Origin of the sequence: Rhizobium sp. J15 (genome assembly GCF_002531825.1) — a bacterium.
Taxonomy (GTDB): Bacteria; Pseudomonadota; Alphaproteobacteria; order Rhizobiales; family Rhizobiaceae; genus Rhizobium.
The window spans coordinates 33600-51532 of the sequence record NZ_NWSX01000005.1 but is presented as its reverse complement, the minus strand read 5'-3'; the positions used below and the strand labels follow the sequence as shown (position 1 = coordinate 51532).

The following is a 17933-nucleotide window of genomic DNA, read 5'->3' as shown; positions in this document are numbered from 1 at the left end:
CGCTTTAAGCTTTCAGCCGCGCCGTCAGACCGAGAAGGATATCCCGGACGGCAAGGGCCGGTTCCGACAAAGGATTCTGATCGGAAACGCAAAGTGAAAGCGTTTCCTCTATCCTGGGCGAGACGAGCCGGCAGATCAGCGGCTCGCCCGATTCCGAGACGATGCGGTCGGCAATGGCCCGCGGCATGATCGTCGCGCCGAGGCCGCTCGCGACAGCACGGGCCAGCGTGCGGACGATTTCGACTTCCGCCACGACTTTCAGATTGGTGCGCGTGCGCGTGAAGGCGGTATCGACCCCGCGGCGGACGAAATTATAGGCCGGCGGCAACAGCATCGGTATCCCGTCGAGAGCGCTGACCGGAACGGGCTTCGCATCCGCTTCGATCGCAAAGTCGCGATGGACGACCAGGAAAAATTCTTCGCTGAGGATCGGCTCGAACCGCACGCCCTTGATCGGCCCGGTTCCATGCAGAAGCGCCATCTCCAGCCGGCCGTTCATGATCATCTGGCTATAGGTCTGGCCCACACTTTCGGTCAGATGCAGCAGGATGCCGGGATGCAGTTTCCTGGTCTCGGCGAGCAGATCGACCGAGAGCGTCGCAGCACTGCTGAAGGGCACCAGACCGACGGAAACGCGCCCCGCAAGCGAGTTGCCGGCGGCCGAGGCATCGGCCTGCGCCTGCTCCATCTGCCGCAGGATGATCTGGGCATGACGATACACCGCATGCCCCGCATCGGTCATGCTGACACCTTGCTGGCTGCGGATCAGCAGCTTGTGGCCGAAATGCTCTTCCAGCGCCGCGAGCTGCTGGCTGAGCGCCGGCTGGGCGATATGCAAGAGATCCGCCGCTCGCGTGATGCTGCCGCTGTCGACGATCACGATGAAGGATTTGAGGCGTCTGATGTCCATGGGGATCGGGGAACCATTCTGATCTGCATGGCAGCATGTTTGCAGAGGCGCATTGCTTTTGCAACGCGACGCGGTCTCGGGCCAAGCCACGCCGAGACGCCGCGCAGCCCTATTTTCTCTGCTTCGGCAGGCCGCACCTGCTCCATAACCGTTGCTTATTGCTCCAGAGATAATCGGTCTTAGGCAAGGGGTTAAAGCTTCGCTACTGTCTCATCAACAACAAGGGAACGACAATGCCATTCTCCGACTACAAGACCGCACTGGTAACCGGCGCATCCTCCGGAATCGGCGCAGCCGTTGTCGAGCGGCTCCGCCGGGAGAACATCGAGGTCCATGCGGTTGCCCGCAGTGCAGACGCGCTGCAGCAGCTGGCCGCGCGGACGGGCTGCATCCCTCATGTCATCGACGTAACCGACCGCCAGGCACTGGCCGCGCTCGCGGGCCGGGTGGAGTTCGACATTCTCGTCAACAATGCCGGCGTCGACCGGCCGAAGAAGTTCCTCGAAGCCGACGAGGCCGATATCGATCTCCTCGTCGACGTCAATCTTCGCGCGGTGCTGCACCTTTGCCGCCTGGTCGTGCCCGGCATGGTGGCGCGGGATCGCGGCCACGTCATCAATATCTCGTCGATCGCCGGCGCTTATAATTTCGGCGGCAACTCCTCCTATCACGCCACCAAGGCCGGCGTGAGCATGTTGTCCAACCAGCTGCGGATCGACGCTTTCGGCAAGCGGGTGCGGGTCACGGAAATCTGCCCCGGCCGCGTCGCCACCGACATTTTCAACCATGTCCATGGCAACGACCCCAGCGTCCGCGAACGGTTCATCGACGGCTTCGAACTGCCGCAGGCGGCCGATATCGCCGACGCGATCGCCTTCGCAATATCGGCCCCCGTCGCGGTCAACATCGGACATATGGAGATCACGCCGACGCTGCAGGTCATGGGCGGCCTGCAGACGGCAAAGCCGCAGCCTGCGGCGAAGACGGATCTATCCGGGGAGCCGGGCTCGTGAGCGGCTTCGACCTTTCGGCAATCCTCGGGAATCCCGAATATGCCGCCATGCTGCTGCATGGCATCCAGATGACTTTCATCATCTATGCCGGGTCCTGGACGCTGGCGATGGCGCTGGCGCTCGTGCTGCTGGCCGTGCGCCTGTCGCCCTTCCGCTTCGGCGATCCGCTGGTCGCCGCTTACGTTTCCTATCACCGGAACGTCCCGACGCTGGTGCAGCTGATGCTCTGGTATTTCGGGATCTTCACGCTGATGCCGAGCGGCCTCTCGACATGGCTGGCAAGCCATAATGCCGAGGCGATCTTCGCGGTGATCGGGCTCGGCCTCTGCCAGGCGGCCTATTTCAGCGAAGATCTTCGTTCGGGCGTGCGGTCGGTCGGCGACGGCCAGATGCAGGCGGCCCGCGCGCTCGGTCATGGTTACGTCTCGGCGATGCGGTTCGTCATCATGCCGCAGGGCGTGCGCAACGCGCTGCCGCCGCTCATCAATCACAGCGTCTCCCTGCTCAAGAACAGCAGTCTCGCCGTCGTCATCGGCGCCTCGGAACTGACGCATGCCGTCAAGGAAATCGAGAACCTCAGCTTCCGCACCTTCGAGATCTACCTGATCGGTACGGTTCTCTACCTCTTCTTCTCGCTCGTGATCATGAGCATCGGCGCCTATCTGTCGATGCGCGAGGATCCCGCCTGGAGGGCGCGCGCATGATCCAGGACATGACCGCCATCATCCGCGACTACTGGCTGCTGCTTTTGATCGGCCAATATCCGAACGGACCGCTCGGCGGGCTCGCCAACACGCTGATCCTTTCCGCGCTCAGCATCGCTCTCGCCTTTCCGGCGAGCATCCTGTTCGCCTTGGCGCGGCTTTCCAAATCGCGGCTCTTGCGCTGGCCGGTCACTGCGCTCGTTTATTTCACCCGAGGCGTGCCGCTCCTGATGCTCATCCTGTGGAGCTATTTCCTGGTGCCGCTGCTGACGGGCGCCGATGTGCCGAGCTTCGTGACGATGCTGACGACGCTGGTGGTCTATCAGAGCGCGTTTCTGAGCGAAGTCGTGCGCGCCGGCATCGTAGCACTTGGCCCGGGTCAGATGGATGCGGCGCGTGCGCTTGGCCACAGCTATATCGGCGCGATGCGCTACATCATCCTGCCGCAGGCGCTCTACAACATGATCCCGAGCATCATCTCCACCTTCGTCTCGACGATCAAGGACACCACGCTCGGCTACGTGATCAACGTGCCTGATCTGACCTTTGCGGCAAGCCAGGTCAACAACCAGCTGCTGACGCAGCCCTTCCAGGTCTTCCTCATCCTGGCGATCGTCTACTTCATCATCTGCTGGACGCTCACCTATTTCGCCAATCGCCTCGAGCGGCGCATCACGCGGCGGCGTGCCGGACTGCTCAGCGTCCCCGCCGCCTCCCTGGTCGCGCCATCGAAAATCGCATCGGAGCAGCTATGACCATGTCCGTTTCAGCACAGGAATCACAGACGATCCGGCTTTCGCAGGTCTGCAAGAGCTATGGCGACTATCCGGTCCTGAAGGACATCGAAGCGCAGGTCGCGCGCGGCGAGGTGGTCGTCATCTGCGGTCCGTCGGGTTCGGGAAAATCGACGCTGATCCGCACGATCAATCGCCTGGAGGAGATCAACAGCGGATCGATCACGCTCGACGGGCAGAACATCCACGCCGCCATGCGGGCGAGGGAACTCAATGCGATGCGCAGCCGGATCGGCTTCGTATTCCAGAACTTCAACCTGTTTCCGCATCTTTCGGTCGCCGAAAACGTCTCGATGTCGCCGATCCGGGTGAAGGGCGTGGCGCCTGATATCGCGCATGAAAAGGCCCTCAAGCTCCTCGACCGGGTCGGTCTTGCCGACAAGGCCCGTGCCTATCCCGGCCAGCTCTCGGGCGGCCAGCAGCAGCGCGTGGCGATCGCCCGCGCCCTTGCCATGGAACCGCCGGTGATGCTGTTCGACGAGCCGACGAGCGCGCTCGATCCCGAAATGGTCGGCGAGGTGCTCGCCGTCATGAAGAGCCTCGCCGCCGAAGGCATGACCATGCTCTGCGTCACCCACGAGATGGGCTTCGCGCGTGAGGTCGCCGACCGGATCTGGTTCATCGATGCCGGCCAGATCATCGAAATGGCGACCCCGGAGGACTTCTTCAGCAATCCACGCCATCCCCGGGCTCAGCGTTTTCTCGCTGATCTCAGGCACTGACACCAACGACCAAAAACAAAGGAGAACAGCAATGAACTGGAAATACCTGAGCCTCACCGTCGCATTTGCCGGCATGGCGGCAGCCTTGCCCGCGAAAGCCGATCAGCTCGACACCATCATGTCGGCCAAGACCCTGCGCTGCGCGACTTTCGCCGACGTTCCTCCCTTCGCCTCTCCCGATCCGAAGACCCGCGAAATGGCCGGTTTCGACGTCGATCTCTGCGGCGCCATCGCCAAGGAATTGGGCGTCAAGGCTGAAATCAAGCCGGTTTCGGTGGAAGCCCGCGTGCCCGAGGTCAAGCTTGGCCGCGTCGACATCACCGTCGCCAATCTTGCCTATACGCTGAGCCGCGCCGAACAGATCCAGTTCAGCGATCCCTATTATCTCGCCAAGGAAATGCTGATCGTGCCGGCCGACGACGCCGGCAAGAAAAAGGCCGATTATGCCGGCCACCGCATCGCCTCGACCAAGGGCTCGACCTCGGAAATGTCGATCAAGCTCAACAAATCCGAACCGCTGACCTTCCAGGACACCGCCTCGGCCTATCTCGCCGTCCAGCAGGGCAAGGCGCGCGGCATGGTGGCCAACACCATGACGACGACCAAGTTCGTCAATGAATCGAAGAGCAAGGGCAAGGAAATGCGGATGATCGAGGAGCCGATGCTCTACCAGCCGATCGGCATCGGCATGGCCAAGGATCAGCCGAAGCTCACGGCCAAGATCAACGAAATCCTGCACAAGCTCGACGAGTCCGGCGAGATCAACAAGATCTGGGACAAGTGGCTCGGCCCGAATACCGAATACAAGATGACCCGCACCGATAAGGTCGTGCCGCTGTCCGAGCTGAAGTTCGACCCGATCCCGTAAGGCCGGCCGGCCTCAACGTCATCCAGTGACGATTTCCAAACGAAATCAGGCGGCGGGGCATGCCCGCCGCCGACCAACGATGTGAGGCATCCATGATCCATATAAAAGATATCACCGAGCGGCCTGCCAAAGCCGATATCGAGGCCATTTCCAAATTTTCGCCGGCAACGATCCATGAAGCGCAGGGCCGCCGCGGCGCGCTTTCCTCCCGCCTGAAGCCCGTCGACTACCGCATGAAGCTGTGCGGTCCGGCCTTCACCGTGAAATGCGCGCCGCGCGACAACATCATGCTGCAGCTCGCCATCAATTATGCGAAGCCCGGCGATATCATCGTCGTCTCGGCGGGCGAATATGAAGAGGCCGGGTCCTTCGGCGATGTGCTTGCCAATGCCTGCCTTGCAAAGGGCATCGGCGGTCTCGTCACCGACACCGGCGTGCGCGATACGCTGCAGCTCAGGGAACTCGGTTTTCCCGTCTTCTCGCTCAGCGTCTGCATCAAGGGAACGGTGAAGGAAACCATTGCGGCGGTGAACGATCCGGTCATCGTCGGCGGCGAAACCATCAATCCCGGCGATATCATTGTCGGCGATGCCGACGGCCTCGTGGTCGTGCGCAGACAGGAAGTGCGGGAAGCCGCCAGGCTCTCGCAGGCTCGTGAAGACGCCGAAGCCGGCTATATCGCTGCCTACAAGGCGGGCAAGTCCGTCATCGAGGTCAGCAATCTGGAACCGGTGCTGAAGGCCAAGGGCCTCGTCGTGGATATTTGAAACGGCGTCGGCGGCCCGGAGGAAGCGAAGAGCGCCAGCGGAAAGATTTCGCTACCTGGCGCCGGAGCAGATCTTCAGCCGCTCGATCAGCCATCGCCCAGCCGGTCCCGGCGGGCCATCCGAGCGATAGGCTGCCGACATCGGCAGTCTCAGTCCGCCTGCGGGAATATCCTCCACCGTCAGCTCCACCAGACGTCCGGCCTCGATATCCGTCCGGACGGCGTGGGAGGGCATGCCGCCCCAGCCAAGCCCGTTGATCAGGAAAGTGTGCTTGGCGAAGAGATCGGCCAGCCGCCAGGTCTGGGGCGACATCACGCCGAACTCCCGTCCTTTCGACAGATCCGTTCGATCGGTCAGCACCAGTTGGACGTGCTTGGCGAGTTCGGCTCTCGAAATCGTTCCTTCGATCGCCGCAAGCGGATGATCCGCCGCCGCAACGACCAGGAACATCACGCCGGCGAGCGGTTCCGTGACGACGCCGGGCGGCATGGCGGGCAACGAACCCACGATGCCGAAATTCGCCCGCTGATCGAGCACCGGCTGAACGGTGCCGCCGAGCGCCTCCACGAACAGCCGGAGCGGCACATCGGGAAATTGCTGCCGAAAATCCTTGGCCGCCTCGGCGATCACGTGAATGGGGAAAAAGACGTCGATGACGACTGATAGCTCCGGTTCCAACCCCGCAGCCATTCCCTTTGCCTGAGACTTGAAGGCATCGACCTTGGCGATGACCTCGCGGGCGGTCGCAAGCAGCATATTGCCCGATGCCGTCAGTTGCGGATAGCGGCCGCTGCGATCGAAAAGGTCGACGCCGAGCTGGATCTCCAGGCTGCGGACCAGCTCGCTGACCGCCGATTGCGCCCGCCCGAGCTTGCGCGCGGCGGCGGAAAAGCTGCCCTCATTGGCGGCGGCGATGAAGGTCCGCAATTGATCAAGCGACAAACCATCCAGCATGGCGAACTCCAGTGACGTCGATGCAGCGTCTCGTCAAGCCATATCGCAGTATCGGATGAGCCGATAGATTATCTCGGAAAATAACGACTTTTCAGATGGCTGAGATCATGGCATCGAAACGCCGCTGCCCGGAAACCATCGACCGGGCCAACTTGAACGACACAGTCGCGCCTTACCCGGCGGCACAGAAAGGTTGTCAAATGCAGTCCACATCAGCGCCATCGGCTGCCGCGAACAAAACGGCAAAGGTCATTTCCTGGAGTCTGCGCGGTCTCGCCGCTGCCGCGTTTCTGGCTGCCGGTGGCGCCAAGCTTGCCGGCGTGCCGATGATGATCGCGATCTTCGACCAGATCGGCGCCGGCCAATGGTTCCGCGTCTTTACGGGCGCCGTAGAGGTCGCCGGCGCGATTGCCTTGCTGGTTCCGGCGACCGCTGCATTCGGCGCCCTGCTGCTCGCCGTGACCATGGTCTTCGCCGTCTTGACCCATCTCTTCGTCATCGGCGGCAGCCCGGTGCCGGCAATCCTGCTGCTCCTGATCACCGGCACGATTGCCTGGCTGCACCGCCGCACCTTCGCGACCATCCTCGACGCACTCCGCTGAACCGAAGCGTCGTATCAACCCTGTTTTCCGAGGTACCAATGTTCCGCTTCACCATCCTCCTGCTTGCTTGCCTTTCCGCTGCCGGATGCCACACGACGCAGTTCGGCCAATCGCTCGGCTGGCCCGAACCGCAGCGCACCGGCAGTTCCTATTGAGCTGGAAGGAGCGAACCTTGGAAATCGGTATCGACAGTTTTGCGATGCTCGTCACCGATCCGAAGTCGGGACGGTCTCAATCGGCGAGCGATCGCATGGAAACCGTCCTGGCGGAGGTCGAGACCGCCGATCGTGTCGGCCTCGACGTCTTCGGCATGGGCGAGCACCACCGGGAGAATGCGCTCGATTCAGCGCCTGCCGTCATTCTCGCCGCCGCCGCCGCGCGCACCAGGAACATCCGGCTGACGAGCGCCGTCGCGGTATTGAGTGCCGCCGACCCGGTACGCCTGTTCCAGGAATTCGCCACCCTCGACCTCATATCCAGGGGACGGGCGGAGTTGGTGGTCGGGCGGGGCTCCTTCATCGATGCCTATCCGCTCTTCGGCTACGACCTCAGGGATTACGACGCGCTGTTCGTCGAAAAGCTCGATCTCCTTCTCAAGCTCAATGACGTACCGCGTATCGCGTGGCAGGGCCGTTTCCGGCCATCCCTCAACGGCGAGGGCGTTTATCCCCGCCCGCACCAGGAGCGCCTGCCGATCTGGCTCGGCGTCGGCGGCACGCCGGAATCCTTCGTCCGCGCCGGCACGCTCGGCCTGCCGCTGATGGTCGCCGTCATCGGCGGCAATTTCGAGCGCTTCCGGCCGCTCGTCGATCTCTATCGGCGGGCATGGGTAAGCGCCGGCCACCCTCCCGAAAAACAGAAAGTCGGCCTGCACGCGATGGGCTTCGTCGCCGATACCGACGAAGCTGCCAAGGATGCCTTCTTTCCCGGCTGGCTGCAGATGTTCACTGAGGCCGGGAAGGAGCGAGGCTGGCTGCCGCCGTCGCGCAGCCAATTCGACGCGATGTGCGGCCCCCCCGGAGCTTTCCTGATCGGCAACCCACAAACAGTCACCGAAAAAGTCCTCGCCGCCAACGAAACCCTGGGAGGACTTTCCCGCGTCACCTTTCAGATGAGCACCGCCGCGCTCGAAACGGAAGCGATGCAGCGTTCGATCGAACTGCTCGGCACCGAGGTGGCGCCATTGCTGCGCCGCGCCGTCTGATATGCGAGCGGAAATTTGAGCCACGGCGTGAGTTCATCATGTCGCTTTACGTCCATATGCTCTCCGGTGTGAGGATATCGAAGGGCAGGATGCGCTGTTCGATCGACGCGGTGTCCTTGGCCTCGAGACGCCGCAGCATCACTTCGATCAGTTCCTGAGACATCTTTTCCAAAGGATGGCAGAGCGAGGCGGTGATCAGCCTGGCCGCGAGGTCGGCAATGGCGGCAAAGTAGATCACCGCCCTGATCAATACATCCAACACCGATGTCAATTCGGGCATCTTTCTCGTTACCGAGAGCGGCGAAACGCTTCGGGAGATCGACCGTTACGTCAACGATATGTACCAGCGGGTCAGCGCAATCGCGAATTCGTCCCAGGAGCAATTTGCAAGTATCTCGTCGGTGAACTCCGCCGTGCGCTCGATGGATCACATGACCCGGCAAAACGCCGCCATGGTCGAAGAAGCCTCGGCCAGTACCGCGGCGCTGTCGGGGGAAGCGGAGCGCCTCCACGAGAGATTCAGGCTCTTCGAGCTGGGTCAAACCATCGAAAGCGCCCATAGGGGAACGTCGAGCGCAGCGTGATCATTCCGCTCGCCGTTGCGAGATCACATCGGAATGTTCCATAATATGGATTACGCCTCATTTTTATGTAGCCGCAAAGTTGAAGTGTCCTGTTTCTGCAAAGTTGGAATGTCATTCTCCCCGCGTTTGATGGCGTGGGAGATTGCAGATGGGATTGATTGCGATGAGCGAGCGTGATCTGCAGCGGATCGAGGTTCTGTCGAAGGTGATCGCCGGCCGGATGACGCTGGTGTCGGCGGCGCATGTGCTTGACCTGAGCGAGCGCCAGGTGCGGCGGCTGGTAGAGCGGATTCGGACTGGCGGCGCGGCGTCGATCCGCCATAAGGCGATCGGCCGGCCGTCGAACAACCGGATCAGCGACGGCATTCGGGATTATGCGGTGACGCTGGTTCGCGAACGTTATGCGGACTTCGGTCCGACGCTGGCGGCCGAGAAACTTGCCGAGCGCGATGGATTGCGGGTGTCGCGCGAGACGCTGCGTCGTGGGATGTCGGAGGCCGGACTTTGGCTGTCACGCAAGCAGCGGCGGACGTTTCATCAGCCGCGATTTCGACGCGAGGCCTATGGCGAGCTGGTACAGATCGACGGGTCCGAACATCGCTGGTTCGAAGATCGTGGAGATCCGTGCTCGCTCCTGGTGTTCGTCGATGATGCGACGGGCAGATTGATGCAGCTGCGCTTCGTGCGCTCGGAAAGCGCCTTCAGCTATTTCGACGCACTGGAGCTTTATCTGAAGCACCACGGAGCGCCGATCGCGTTTTATTCCGACAAGCACTCGGTGTTCCGGGTGGCGAAGAAGGATGCCAAGGGTGGCCAGGGCATGACCCAGTTCGGGCGGGCGCTTTCAGAGCTAAACATCGAGATTCTTTGCGCAAACTCAAGCCAGGCCAAAGGCCGTGTCGAGCGGATGAACCGGACGCTGCAGGATCGGCTGGTCAAGGAATTGCGGCTGGCGGGCATCGACGACATGGAGGCAGGCAATGCGTTCCTGCCTGGCTTCATGGAGCACCACAATGCGCGGTTTGCGCTCGTCCCTGCCCGAGCCGGCGACCTGCACCGGCCGATGAATCTGGCCCCGGATCGGTTAAAGGAGATCCTGTGCAAACGCGAGCAGCGCTACGTCGGGGCGCAGCTGACGTTTTCGTTTGAGCGCAAGCGGATCATGCTGGAGGAGAGCGACATGACGCGCGGATTGGCTGGTCGTTATGTCGAGACCTATGCCTATGCGGACGGCCGGCTCGATGTACGGTGGAAGGGACACTCCCTGCCCTACAAGGTGTTCGACAAGGACCAGCGGGTGACGCATGCGGCGATCACCGAGAACAAGCGGCTCGGCGACGTTCTGGCTTATATCAAGGAGCGCCAGGACCAGCAGTCGAAGCCGGATGTGAAGACCAACAGCGAGAAGAACGGCTATGTGCGCCGGGCTCGCGGTCCGGGACGGCGGAAGGATTTCATGAACGATCCGGCGGTGATCGAACGCCGTAAAGCGGCGCTGGCAAAGCGCGATGCTGCGGAGTGAGGCATCAATCGCATCGTCTCAAAGCTAAAGCCGAAGGGTGCCCCTCACCCGCCCCGATCTGATCCTGCAACCCGGACCAGCCGCTCAGATCGGGGCTGATCGGCCTGCCGGATGCAGACCAAAGTGACATTTCTACTTTGCAAACATCCGGACATTTTAACTTCTACGCCACAGCGGTACTGATGTTCGATCATGGATCACAATATCCGCGAACGACTGGAAGATCGGTAAGGCGGATCGTGTATCGCGGCGATCTCATGTTCGCCTTGGTCTCGAACGGACACCTGAAGCCTTCGCTCGCAAGGATGAGCGTCCGGCTTATGGCGCGATAACCGCATGCGCTTCGATAGCTGCCGAGAGATGCAGGGCTGCCGCTAACCAGGAAAATTTGCGGCAAGCCCATCTGTGGCTCTGGCGTTCAGGATCGTCCTGGCAATGTCGGCGAAGCCGAGCCCCGCGGGCTGGGCGGAGATCCATTTCGGCGCATGCTGCAGATGCGGAAGTATAGGAACGATGTTGCTGACGCCGAAAGAGTTCGGGATGAAACCAAACATCGGCGCATCATTTCGAGAATCGCCGACGAACGCCGTGACGGAAGGCAATTCTGCGGGATCGACGCCGAACATGGCGGTCAAGAGGCGTTCGCTCATGGCGCGTTTGTCGTAGTCGCCGATCCAGGTGTTGATGTGGATGGAGCTGATGGCGACGGTTGCGCCCATTGCCCTGATATCGCAGGCCAGTTCCTCGACGGCATGCGCATCCTGCCCGTGAATGTCGATCGCCACGTCGGCCAGACGAAACACCTGGTCATGGGCAAGCTTGAACGTGCCGCCTTTTTTCGAAATCAGATTTTCGATCGCCTGGAGATGCCGGCGTTGACGCTCGGCCTGCAGAGCGCCGTCCTCCCAATAGTCGAAAACAACCTCGCCGCTGCGGCGCGTAACGGAATAAGCGCCGCTTTCGCCGATCACCGCGGCAACCGGCCAGGCACGGACGATGTGTTCGCACCACCCGGCCGAACCGCCCGTAACCGGAACGATGGCAACGCCGGCGCGGCTGAGATCCCAAAGGGCGTTATAGGTCTGCGGCAGAAGCTTCCCCTCGGTCGTCAGCGTATCGTCGATATCGGTGAAGAGATAACGCACATGCTGCAACTCAATCGCGGATGGCGCCAGATCTACGAAGGTCATATCGTCTCCTCGCCGCAGGTCACCACCTGCATGCTGCTTTCAGCGAGCACGCCGGCGACAGATGCATCGGCCGGCAGCCGATCGGTGTAAAAGCGGGTGATCTTGTTGAAGGGCGCAACGCGCACGCTCGCATGGCGCGTCCATTTGCTGACGTCGGCGGCCAGAACGCGCGTCTGCGCATTCTCGAGCAGCGCATTGGTGATCTGCGCTTCGGCATAGCTGAAGTCCATCAGGCCGTTCAGCGGGCTGAGCGCGCCGGCCCCGACGACCGCATGGGTCGCGTAAAATTTCTCAACGAACTTGATCACGTCAGTGCCCACGACGTCACGGTCGTCATGACGCAGCAGCCCGCCGGTGAGATGGACTTCGACACCGGGAGACTCGCACAGCGTTAGGGCGACATGGATATTGTTGGTGATGACCCGCAGCCCCTGATGATCGCGCAAAGCCTCGGCAACGAACTGGACGGTGCTGCCGATCCCCAGAAACACCGTCGCATCCGGGCCGATATCGGCAGCAACCCGCTTGGCGATCTGCCGCTTGGCGCGCCGGTTGAGCTGGGCGCGGGCGTTGAGCGAAATGTTGCTGCCTTCGACCGGCACATCGACGCCACCGTGAAAGCGGCGGGCATGCCCGAGATCGCAGAGCGCATTGATATCGCGCCGGATCGTCTGGGTCGTCAGGTCGTACCGGCGCGCCAGCTCATCGATATACTGGACGCCTTCCGTTTCGATCAGCGCCAGTATTTCGCGTTGTCGGCTCGATATGACCCGGCTCCCCATTGCTATTCCTTACGAGAGATAGACATTTGGGTCGTCTGTTATCACACCGGTCAAGCCGGCATGCCAAAAAGATGCGAGCTCTACAGGATCGTTGGAGGTCCAGGCGCGAACCTTGATGCCGTGACGCACCGCCTCTTCGAGAAAGCCGATGCTGAGGGACTTGTAGCCAAGATGAACCGTCTTCGCCGGAATCGATCGGAGCACCTCTCTCCAGTCATCCGGCACTTTGCTCCACAGCATGGCGAGCTCGTAGCTTGGGTTGATTTCGTGCATGCGCTTCAGCGCCGCAGCATCGAAGCTCGATATCATGATCTCAGTCTGCGCCGCGCGTGCCCGAAGATGGTCATCAACGGTTTTGACCAGCTGGTCGAGCGATTTGTGATGCGGGTGCTGCTTGATCTCGACATTGGCATTAAGCCCGAGTTCCCCCAAGGCAGACACGGCCTGGGCAAGCATGGGCAAGGGTTCGCCTTTGAAGCGGGGAGCGAACCACGCGCCCGCGTCGATCTTGTCGAGATCGGATCTGGTGAGGTCGCCGAGGTTGCCCTTCGATGAAGAGCAGCGATCGACCGACGCGTCGTGAATGACGACGGCCGTTCCGTCGCCGAGAAGCGCGACATCCAACTCGACCCATTCGGCCCCCTGCTCAGCCGCCGCCCGAAAAGCGGCGATCGTGTTTTCCGGCGCGACGGCCGATGCGCCCCGATGCGCCTGAACCTCGCTACGGCCGGGCCCGGATCGCTGCTCTGATCTTGTCATTGTCTCGTCTCTTTCGTCACGTCTTGAGGCCTGAACATGTTGGAGGGCTATGGCCGCACCTCAGTCCGTCCGCCTTCCGGTCCTGCTGTTGAAAGGGTGCATCTGATCGATGCGGGCAAAGACATCGATTCTGGCGGACTCGGCAAAATCCGGCCGCCCCTGAACGGTCAGCACGATCGTCTGCTGGCTCTCGCCCAATCTGACATGCAGATGGCTTTCTCCGCCGATCGGCTCGAGCAATTCGACGATCGCATTCAGGCGGATGGAGGGCTCGGCAGGCTTTTCGACGAGCAGCGCATCCGGCCGAAGTCCGACCATATCCGTTCCTTCGGGCAAAGCGAGGCTTCGCCCGGCCTCGGCCGCATTGAACACCTCGATCGGCACCAGATTCATCGGCGGAGAGCCGATGAAGCCGGCAACGAACAGGCTTGCCGGACGGTCATAGACCTCGACCGGCGTTCCCACCTGTTCGACCAGACCGCCGTTCATGACGACGAGCCTGTCGGCAAGCGTCATGGCTTCGAGCTGGTCATGGGTGACGTAGATGCTGGTGGTCTTCAGGCGGCGTTGCAGCCTGCGGATTTCCACCCGCATCTGCACCCGCAGCTTGGCATCGAGATTGGACAGCGGCTCGTCGAAAAGAAACGCCGCCGGTTCGCGCACGATGGCACGCCCCATCGCGACGCGCTGGCGTTGTCCTCCCGACAATTCGCGAGGCTTGCGATTGAGCATCGGCCCGATTTCGAGGATGTCGGCCGCCTCCTTGACGCGGCGGTCGATCTCGGCGCGAGCCGTACCGCGGTTCTTCAAACCATATTCCAGATTTCCGCGCACCGTCATATGCGGATAAAGCGCATAGTTTTGGAAGACCATGGCAATGTCGCGCTCTGCCGGCTCCGCCTTGTTGACGTTGCGGCCGGCAATCTCGACCTGGCCCTCGGTGATCGACTCCAATCCGGCGATCATGCGAAGCAAGGTTGATTTGCCGCAGCCGGAAGGGCCGACGAGCACGATGAATTCGCCGTCTGCGACAGCCAGATTGATGCCTTTGACAGCGGGAACGGAACCGTAGCTTTTCTTGACGTCGACGATATTGATCGTGGCCATTTCATTTCTCCGTTTCGACCAGGCCTTTAACGAAAAGGCGTTGCATGGCGACGATGACGAGGACGGGCGGCAAGGCGGCGAGGATGACCGCTGCCATGACGAGATTCCATCTCGGCTCGGCATCGGCGACCGCCGCCATGCGCTGGATACCCATCACGACGGTGTAGAGGCTCTGATCGGTGGTGACGATCAGAGGCCACAGATACTGGTTCCAACCCAGCACGAACAGGATGATGAACAGGGCGGCGATGTTGGTCACCGAGAGCGGCAGCAGGATGTCGCGGAAGAATTTCAGCGGTCCCGCGCCATCGACGCGCGCGGCCTCCATCAGTTCGTCAGGGACGGTGAGAAAGAACTGACGAAACAGGAAGGTCGCGGTTGCCGATGCGATCAGCGGGATGATGAGCCCGCTATAATTGTTCAACATTCCAAGGTCGGCGACCACCTTGTAGGTCGGCACGATGCGCACCTCGACCGGAAGCATCAGGGTGATGAAGATCATCCAGAAGGCGAGCGTGCGAAAAGGAAACCGGAAATAGACGATGGCGAAGGCGGAGAGGATGGAAATGGCAATCTTGCCGACCGCGACACCGACGGCCATGATCAATGAATTGATCATCATCGGCCCGATCGGCGGCGCGCCGGAGCTTGTCATTCCCGAGGACAGCATGGTCGAGTAGTTCTCGATGAGGTGCGGTCCCGGCACCAGCGGCACGACGCCGGACAGAAAGTCGTTCGGGCCGTGGCTCGAGGCGATGAAGGCTATATAGACCGGGAAGACCACGATCGCGACGCCGAGGATCAGGACGAGGTGAGCCAGGACATTCAGGAAAGGACGATTTTCAACCACCTTTGACGCTCCTCAATATTGCACGCGGCGTTCGATGAAGCGGAACTGGATCGCAGTCAGAGCAATAACGATCAGCATGAGTATGACCGACTGCGCCGCCGAGGAGCCGAGGTTGAGGCCGATGAAGCCGTCGAAGTAAACCTTGTAGACGAGAATTTCCGTGGCCCGCGCCGGTCCGCCCTGCGTCGTCGCATGAACGATGCCGAAGGTATCGAACATCGCGTAAACGATGTTGATGACGACCAGATAGAAGGTGGTCGGCGAGATCAACGGGAAGACGATCGTCCAGAAACGCTTTACCGGCCCGGCGCCATCGATGGCACCCGCTTCCTGAAGCGAACGCGGCACGGATTGCAGCGCGGCCAGGAAGAACAGAAAGTTATAGGAAATCTGTTTCCAGGTGGCGGCGATGACGATCAGGACCATCGCATCGTTCGGGTTGACCAGATGGTTCCAGCTGACCCCCAGACTACGCAGCATATAGGCGACGATGCCGATCGAGGGGTTGAACATGAACCACCAGAGTATGCCGGCGATCGCAGGCGCGACGGCGTAAGGCCAGATCAGCAAGGTCGAATAAAGGCGGGACGCGCGCAGCACACGCATGGCCGCAGCGGCCAGAATGAGTGCGATCGCGGTGGACAAGACCGTCACCAGAACGGCAAAGACCAGGGTATGGCCGAACGCATCCATATAGAGCGGATCGGCAAAGAGCCGGCGATAGTTTTGAAACCAGACGAAGTTCGTTTTGAAACCGAAAGCGTCCTGGCGAAGGAATGATTGCCAGAAGGCGGTTGCGGCTGGCCAGAGAAAGAAAACGACGGTTATCAGGATCTGGGGAGCAATAAGCAGATAAGGCAAGACCTTGTTGGGAAAGACGGTCCGTTTGGTTTGCATGGGCCCTCGCTGACTGATGGAGCGGCAGGGGCCGGCACCGCCGGCCCCTGCCCTACAATCGAGCCCTTAATTGGCGGATTCGAAATCGCGAAGCTGCTCGTTGCCGCGCGCGACAACGGAATCGATCGCTTCCTTCGCGGTCTTCTTGCCGCCCAGCAGCGCCGCGAATTCATCGTCGATGATGCCGCGGACCTGCACGTAATTGCCGAACCGGATACCCTTTGAATTTTCGGTCGGCGTGACCCTCGTCAACTGCTTGATGCCGACATCCGCGCCGGGATTCTTGTCGTAATATCCCTGCTCCTGGCTCAGCTTGTAGGCAGCCTCGGTGATCGGCAGATAGCCCGAGAATTGATGCCAGTCGGCTTGAACTTCCGGCTTCTGCAGATAGGTGAAGAACTTTGCCACACCCTTATATTCCTCTTCCGGGCGGCCCTTCAGCGTCCAGAGCGTGGCGCCGCCGATGATCGAATTGAGCGGCTGCGCGATGACGTCGTCATAATAGGGAAGCGGCGCAAAGCCGACCTTGAAATTCTTGGCGTTGTTGATGACGCCAGCCCGGCCGGCCGACGAATTCATATACATCGCGCATTCCTGCGAATAGAACATCGGAGGGGCGTTATCGCCGCCGACAGGTCCGCCGAATTTGAAAAGCCCTTCATCCTGCCACTTCTTCAGGTTCCCCCAATGGCGGACCGTCAGATCGTTGTTGAAGGTGAATTCCGCATCCAGTCCGCCGAAACCGTTCGCCTTGGTTGAGTAAGGCTTGTCGTGCAGGGCATTGAGATTTTCGGTCTGAATCCATGAAATCCAGGCGCTGGTGAACCCGCATTTTGCGGCGCCCGACTTCATGATCGTGCGCGAAAAGGCTTCCACATCCGCCCAGGTTTTCGGCGGCGTCTCCGGATCAAGCCCGGCCTTCTTGAACACGTCCTTGTTGTAATACAGGATCGGCGTGGAGGAGTTGAACGGCAGGGACAAGACATTGCCGCTGGTGTCGGAGTAGTAACCCACGACCGGCGCAATGAAATTGTTCTGGTCCCAAGGCTCCCCTTCGTCCTTCATCAGCTGGTAGACCGGATAAATGGCGCCCTGGGCCGCCATCATCGTGCCGGTGCCGACTTCGTAGACCTGCACAATGGCGGGCTGCTGATTGGCGCGGAAAGCAGCAATGGCGCCCGTCAGGGTCTCGTCGTAAGTGCCCTTATAGACCGGCACGATTTCATAATCGGACTGAGACGCGTTGAACCCCTTGGCGATTTGCTCAAGCTTCGCGCCGTTCTCGCCCCCCATTGCATGCCACCACTGGATCTTCGTGGCGGCCATCGCCGGAACGGACAAGGACAGGCTGGTCAATCCTGCGGACAGGAAAAAAGCGATCTTATTCATGGTCACTCCCACTTTCTCTCGGTCCGCAGCCTCCCGCTCCAGACGCGCGGCAATGGTAGCAGCCGAGTTTCACTTTGCAACAACGGAATGTTCAAATGAACATATGGAATGCGCGTATACTGCGCCCGGAGCAGCTGCTCGGCGTCACAGCGTGATCGGCATGTTCGGATTTTGCCGTCAGCCGCTCAAATGCTTCGATACAATGTTCAAATGAAAGTCTTGTGTCAGTCGAGCGCGGAAATGCGCTTATCTGTCCTGACGCGGAAATTGCACAGTGGGAGCCGGTCCGGGTGAAGCGGCAGGTTCGCCCTGCCG

At 61.0% G+C, this 17933-nt stretch carries 21 protein-coding genes; 10 read left to right on the top strand and 11 right to left on the bottom strand.

Annotated features, from left to right (window positions below; genetic code table 11):
- Positions 1 to 4: 4 nt before the first annotated feature.
- Positions 5 to 910, bottom strand: a complete 906-nt coding sequence (gene nac, locus CO670_RS05855) for a nitrogen assimilation transcriptional regulator NAC (RefSeq protein WP_097589394.1) — start codon at positions 908 to 910, stop codon at positions 5 to 7.
- A 233-nt stretch (positions 911 to 1143) separates the two neighbouring features.
- Here nac and CO670_RS05850 point away from each other — a divergent pair, with 233 nt between their 5' ends.
- The 6 genes from CO670_RS05850 (at position 1144) to CO670_RS05825 (ending at position 5778) form a co-directional block, all read left to right on the top strand.
- Positions 1144 to 1923 carry an SDR family oxidoreductase gene (locus CO670_RS05850; protein WP_097589393.1) on the top strand — a complete coding sequence of 260 codons (780 nt, stop codon included), beginning with the start codon at positions 1144 to 1146 and terminating at the stop codon, positions 1921 to 1923.
- Positions 1920 to 2627, top strand: a complete 708-nt coding sequence (locus CO670_RS05845; protein ID WP_097589392.1) for an amino acid ABC transporter permease — start codon at positions 1920 to 1922, stop codon at positions 2625 to 2627. Before CO670_RS05850 ends, CO670_RS05845 begins: the two co-directional genes overlap by 4 nt.
- Entirely contained in the window at positions 2624 to 3382 is a 759-nt protein-coding gene (locus tag CO670_RS05840; protein ID WP_097589391.1) for an amino acid ABC transporter permease, read from the top strand. Before CO670_RS05845 ends, CO670_RS05840 begins: the two co-directional genes overlap by 4 nt.
- Positions 3379 to 4143: an amino acid ABC transporter ATP-binding protein gene (locus CO670_RS05835; protein ID WP_097589390.1), complete on the top strand. Its 765-nt coding sequence runs from the start codon at positions 3379 to 3381 to the stop codon at positions 4141 to 4143. Before CO670_RS05840 ends, CO670_RS05835 begins: the two co-directional genes overlap by 4 nt.
- 31 nt (positions 4144 to 4174) lie before the next feature.
- Complete coding sequence (locus tag CO670_RS05830; RefSeq protein WP_097589389.1) at positions 4175 to 5011, top strand: ABC transporter substrate-binding protein; 837 nt, start codon at positions 4175 to 4177, stop codon at positions 5009 to 5011.
- A 92-nt stretch (positions 5012 to 5103) separates the two neighbouring features.
- A complete protein-coding gene (locus CO670_RS05825) occupies positions 5104 to 5778 on the top strand; it encodes a 4-carboxy-4-hydroxy-2-oxoadipate aldolase/oxaloacetate decarboxylase (RefSeq protein ID WP_097589388.1) in 675 nt (224 codons plus the stop codon).
- A 51-nt stretch (positions 5779 to 5829) separates the two neighbouring features.
- On the opposite strand, the gene CO670_RS05820 is transcribed toward CO670_RS05825, so the two are convergent.
- On the bottom strand, positions 5830 to 6732 hold the full coding sequence (locus CO670_RS05820) for a LysR family transcriptional regulator (RefSeq protein WP_097589387.1): 903 nt from the start codon (positions 6730 to 6732) through the stop codon (positions 5830 to 5832).
- Between the two features lie 200 nt (positions 6733 to 6932).
- Here CO670_RS05820 and CO670_RS05815 point away from each other — a divergent pair, with 200 nt between their 5' ends.
- Positions 6933 to 7334, top strand: a complete 402-nt coding sequence (locus CO670_RS05815) for a DoxX family protein (RefSeq protein WP_097589500.1) — start codon at positions 6933 to 6935, stop codon at positions 7332 to 7334.
- A 172-nt stretch (positions 7335 to 7506) separates the two neighbouring features.
- Positions 7507 to 8538: an Atu2307/SP_0267 family LLM class monooxygenase gene (locus CO670_RS05810; protein WP_097589386.1), complete on the top strand. Its 1032-nt coding sequence runs from the start codon at positions 7507 to 7509 to the stop codon at positions 8536 to 8538.
- Positions 8539 to 8584: 46 nt separating this feature from the next.
- Here CO670_RS05810 and CO670_RS05805 read toward each other — a convergent pair whose 3' ends face one another.
- Entirely contained in the window at positions 8585 to 8818 is a 234-nt protein-coding gene (locus CO670_RS05805; protein WP_245425750.1) for a hypothetical protein, read from the bottom strand.
- Positions 8819 to 8969: 151 nt separating this feature from the next.
- Here CO670_RS05805 and CO670_RS32875 point away from each other — a divergent pair, with 151 nt between their 5' ends.
- Together CO670_RS32875 and CO670_RS05795 are read left to right on the top strand one after the other, a co-directional pair.
- Positions 8970 to 9122 carry a hypothetical protein gene (locus CO670_RS32875; protein WP_176538875.1) on the top strand — a complete coding sequence of 51 codons (153 nt, stop codon included), beginning with the start codon at positions 8970 to 8972 and terminating at the stop codon, positions 9120 to 9122.
- 148 nt (positions 9123 to 9270) lie between these two features.
- On the top strand, positions 9271 to 10644 hold the full coding sequence (locus tag CO670_RS05795; RefSeq protein ID WP_097589384.1) for an ISNCY family transposase: 1374 nt from the start codon (positions 9271 to 9273) through the stop codon (positions 10642 to 10644).
- A 190-nt stretch (positions 10645 to 10834) separates the two neighbouring features.
- Here CO670_RS05795 and CO670_RS05790 read toward each other — a convergent pair whose 3' ends face one another.
- The 8 genes from CO670_RS05790 to ugpB all read right to left on the bottom strand — a co-directional run bounded on the left by CO670_RS05790 (position 10835) and on the right by ugpB (position 17618).
- Positions 10835 to 11047 (bottom strand): DUF4113 domain-containing protein, encoded by a 213-nt coding sequence (locus CO670_RS05790; RefSeq protein ID WP_097589383.1) that lies wholly within the window; start codon positions 11045 to 11047, stop codon positions 10835 to 10837.
- Positions 11019 to 11834, bottom strand: a complete 816-nt coding sequence (locus tag CO670_RS05785) for an HAD-IIB family hydrolase (protein ID WP_097589382.1) — start codon at positions 11832 to 11834, stop codon at positions 11019 to 11021. Before CO670_RS05785 ends, CO670_RS05790 begins: the two co-directional genes overlap by 29 nt.
- The gene (locus tag CO670_RS05780; RefSeq protein ID WP_097589381.1) at positions 11831 to 12616 is read right to left on the bottom strand and encodes a DeoR/GlpR family DNA-binding transcription regulator; all 786 of its coding nucleotides are present in this window, start codon (positions 12614 to 12616) and stop codon (positions 11831 to 11833) included. Before CO670_RS05780 ends, CO670_RS05785 begins: the two co-directional genes overlap by 4 nt.
- A gap of 9 nt (positions 12617 to 12625) precedes the next feature.
- Positions 12626 to 13375 (bottom strand): glycerophosphoryl diester phosphodiesterase, encoded by a 750-nt coding sequence (locus CO670_RS05775; RefSeq protein WP_097589380.1) that lies wholly within the window; start codon positions 13373 to 13375, stop codon positions 12626 to 12628.
- A gap of 60 nt (positions 13376 to 13435) precedes the next feature.
- A complete protein-coding gene (locus CO670_RS05770; protein WP_097589379.1) occupies positions 13436 to 14482 on the bottom strand; it encodes a sn-glycerol-3-phosphate import ATP-binding protein UgpC in 1047 nt (348 codons plus the stop codon).
- A gap of 1 nt (position 14483) precedes the next feature.
- Positions 14484 to 15332 (bottom strand): sn-glycerol-3-phosphate ABC transporter permease UgpE, encoded by an 849-nt coding sequence (gene ugpE, locus CO670_RS05765; RefSeq protein WP_097589378.1) that lies wholly within the window; start codon positions 15330 to 15332, stop codon positions 14484 to 14486.
- 12 nt (positions 15333 to 15344) lie between these two features.
- Positions 15345 to 16229: a sn-glycerol-3-phosphate ABC transporter permease UgpA gene (ugpA, locus tag CO670_RS05760; RefSeq protein WP_097589377.1), complete on the bottom strand. Its 885-nt coding sequence runs from the start codon at positions 16227 to 16229 to the stop codon at positions 15345 to 15347.
- A gap of 66 nt (positions 16230 to 16295) precedes the next feature.
- Positions 16296 to 17618, bottom strand: coding sequence for a sn-glycerol-3-phosphate ABC transporter substrate-binding protein UgpB (gene ugpB, locus CO670_RS05755; protein ID WP_097589376.1), 1323 nt, complete (start codon positions 17616 to 17618; stop codon positions 16296 to 16298).
- Positions 17619 to 17933 lie beyond the last annotated feature (315 nt).

Coding starts and splice junctions, on each gene's coding strand:
- CO670_RS05830 (WP_097589389.1), top strand. CDS start 4,175: ATGAACTGGAAATACCTGAGCCTCACCGTCGCATTTGCCGGCATGGCG.
- CO670_RS05790 (WP_097589383.1), bottom strand. CDS start 11,047: ATGGGCTTGCCGCAAATTTTCCTGGTTAGCGGCAGCCCTGCATCTCTC.
- nac (WP_097589394.1), bottom strand. CDS start 910: ATGGACATCAGACGCCTCAAATCCTTCATCGTGATCGTCGACAGCGGC.
- CO670_RS05850 (WP_097589393.1), top strand. CDS start 1,144: ATGCCATTCTCCGACTACAAGACCGCACTGGTAACCGGCGCATCCTCC.
- CO670_RS05820 (WP_097589387.1), bottom strand. CDS start 6,732: ATGCTGGATGGTTTGTCGCTTGATCAATTGCGGACCTTCATCGCCGCC.
- CO670_RS05835 (WP_097589390.1), top strand. CDS start 3,379: ATGACCATGTCCGTTTCAGCACAGGAATCACAGACGATCCGGCTTTCG.
- ugpB (WP_097589376.1), bottom strand. CDS start 17,618: ATGAATAAGATCGCTTTTTTCCTGTCCGCAGGATTGACCAGCCTGTCC.
- CO670_RS05785 (WP_097589382.1), bottom strand. CDS start 11,834: ATGACCTTCGTAGATCTGGCGCCATCCGCGATTGAGTTGCAGCATGTG.
- CO670_RS05805 (WP_245425750.1), bottom strand. CDS start 8,818: ATGCCCGAATTGACATCGGTGTTGGATGTATTGATCAGGGCGGTGATC.
- CO670_RS05815 (WP_097589500.1), top strand. CDS start 6,933: ATGCAGTCCACATCAGCGCCATCGGCTGCCGCGAACAAAACGGCAAAG.
- CO670_RS05775 (WP_097589380.1), bottom strand. CDS start 13,375: ATGACAAGATCAGAGCAGCGATCCGGGCCCGGCCGTAGCGAGGTTCAG.
- CO670_RS05780 (WP_097589381.1), bottom strand. CDS start 12,616: ATGGGGAGCCGGGTCATATCGAGCCGACAACGCGAAATACTGGCGCTG.
- CO670_RS05770 (WP_097589379.1), bottom strand. CDS start 14,482: ATGGCCACGATCAATATCGTCGACGTCAAGAAAAGCTACGGTTCCGTT.
- CO670_RS05825 (WP_097589388.1), top strand. CDS start 5,104: ATGATCCATATAAAAGATATCACCGAGCGGCCTGCCAAAGCCGATATC.
- CO670_RS32875 (WP_176538875.1), top strand. CDS start 8,970: ATGACCCGGCAAAACGCCGCCATGGTCGAAGAAGCCTCGGCCAGTACC.
- ugpA (WP_097589377.1), bottom strand. CDS start 16,229: ATGCAAACCAAACGGACCGTCTTTCCCAACAAGGTCTTGCCTTATCTG.
- CO670_RS05840 (WP_097589391.1), top strand. CDS start 2,624: ATGATCCAGGACATGACCGCCATCATCCGCGACTACTGGCTGCTGCTT.
- CO670_RS05795 (WP_097589384.1), top strand. CDS start 9,271: ATGGGATTGATTGCGATGAGCGAGCGTGATCTGCAGCGGATCGAGGTT.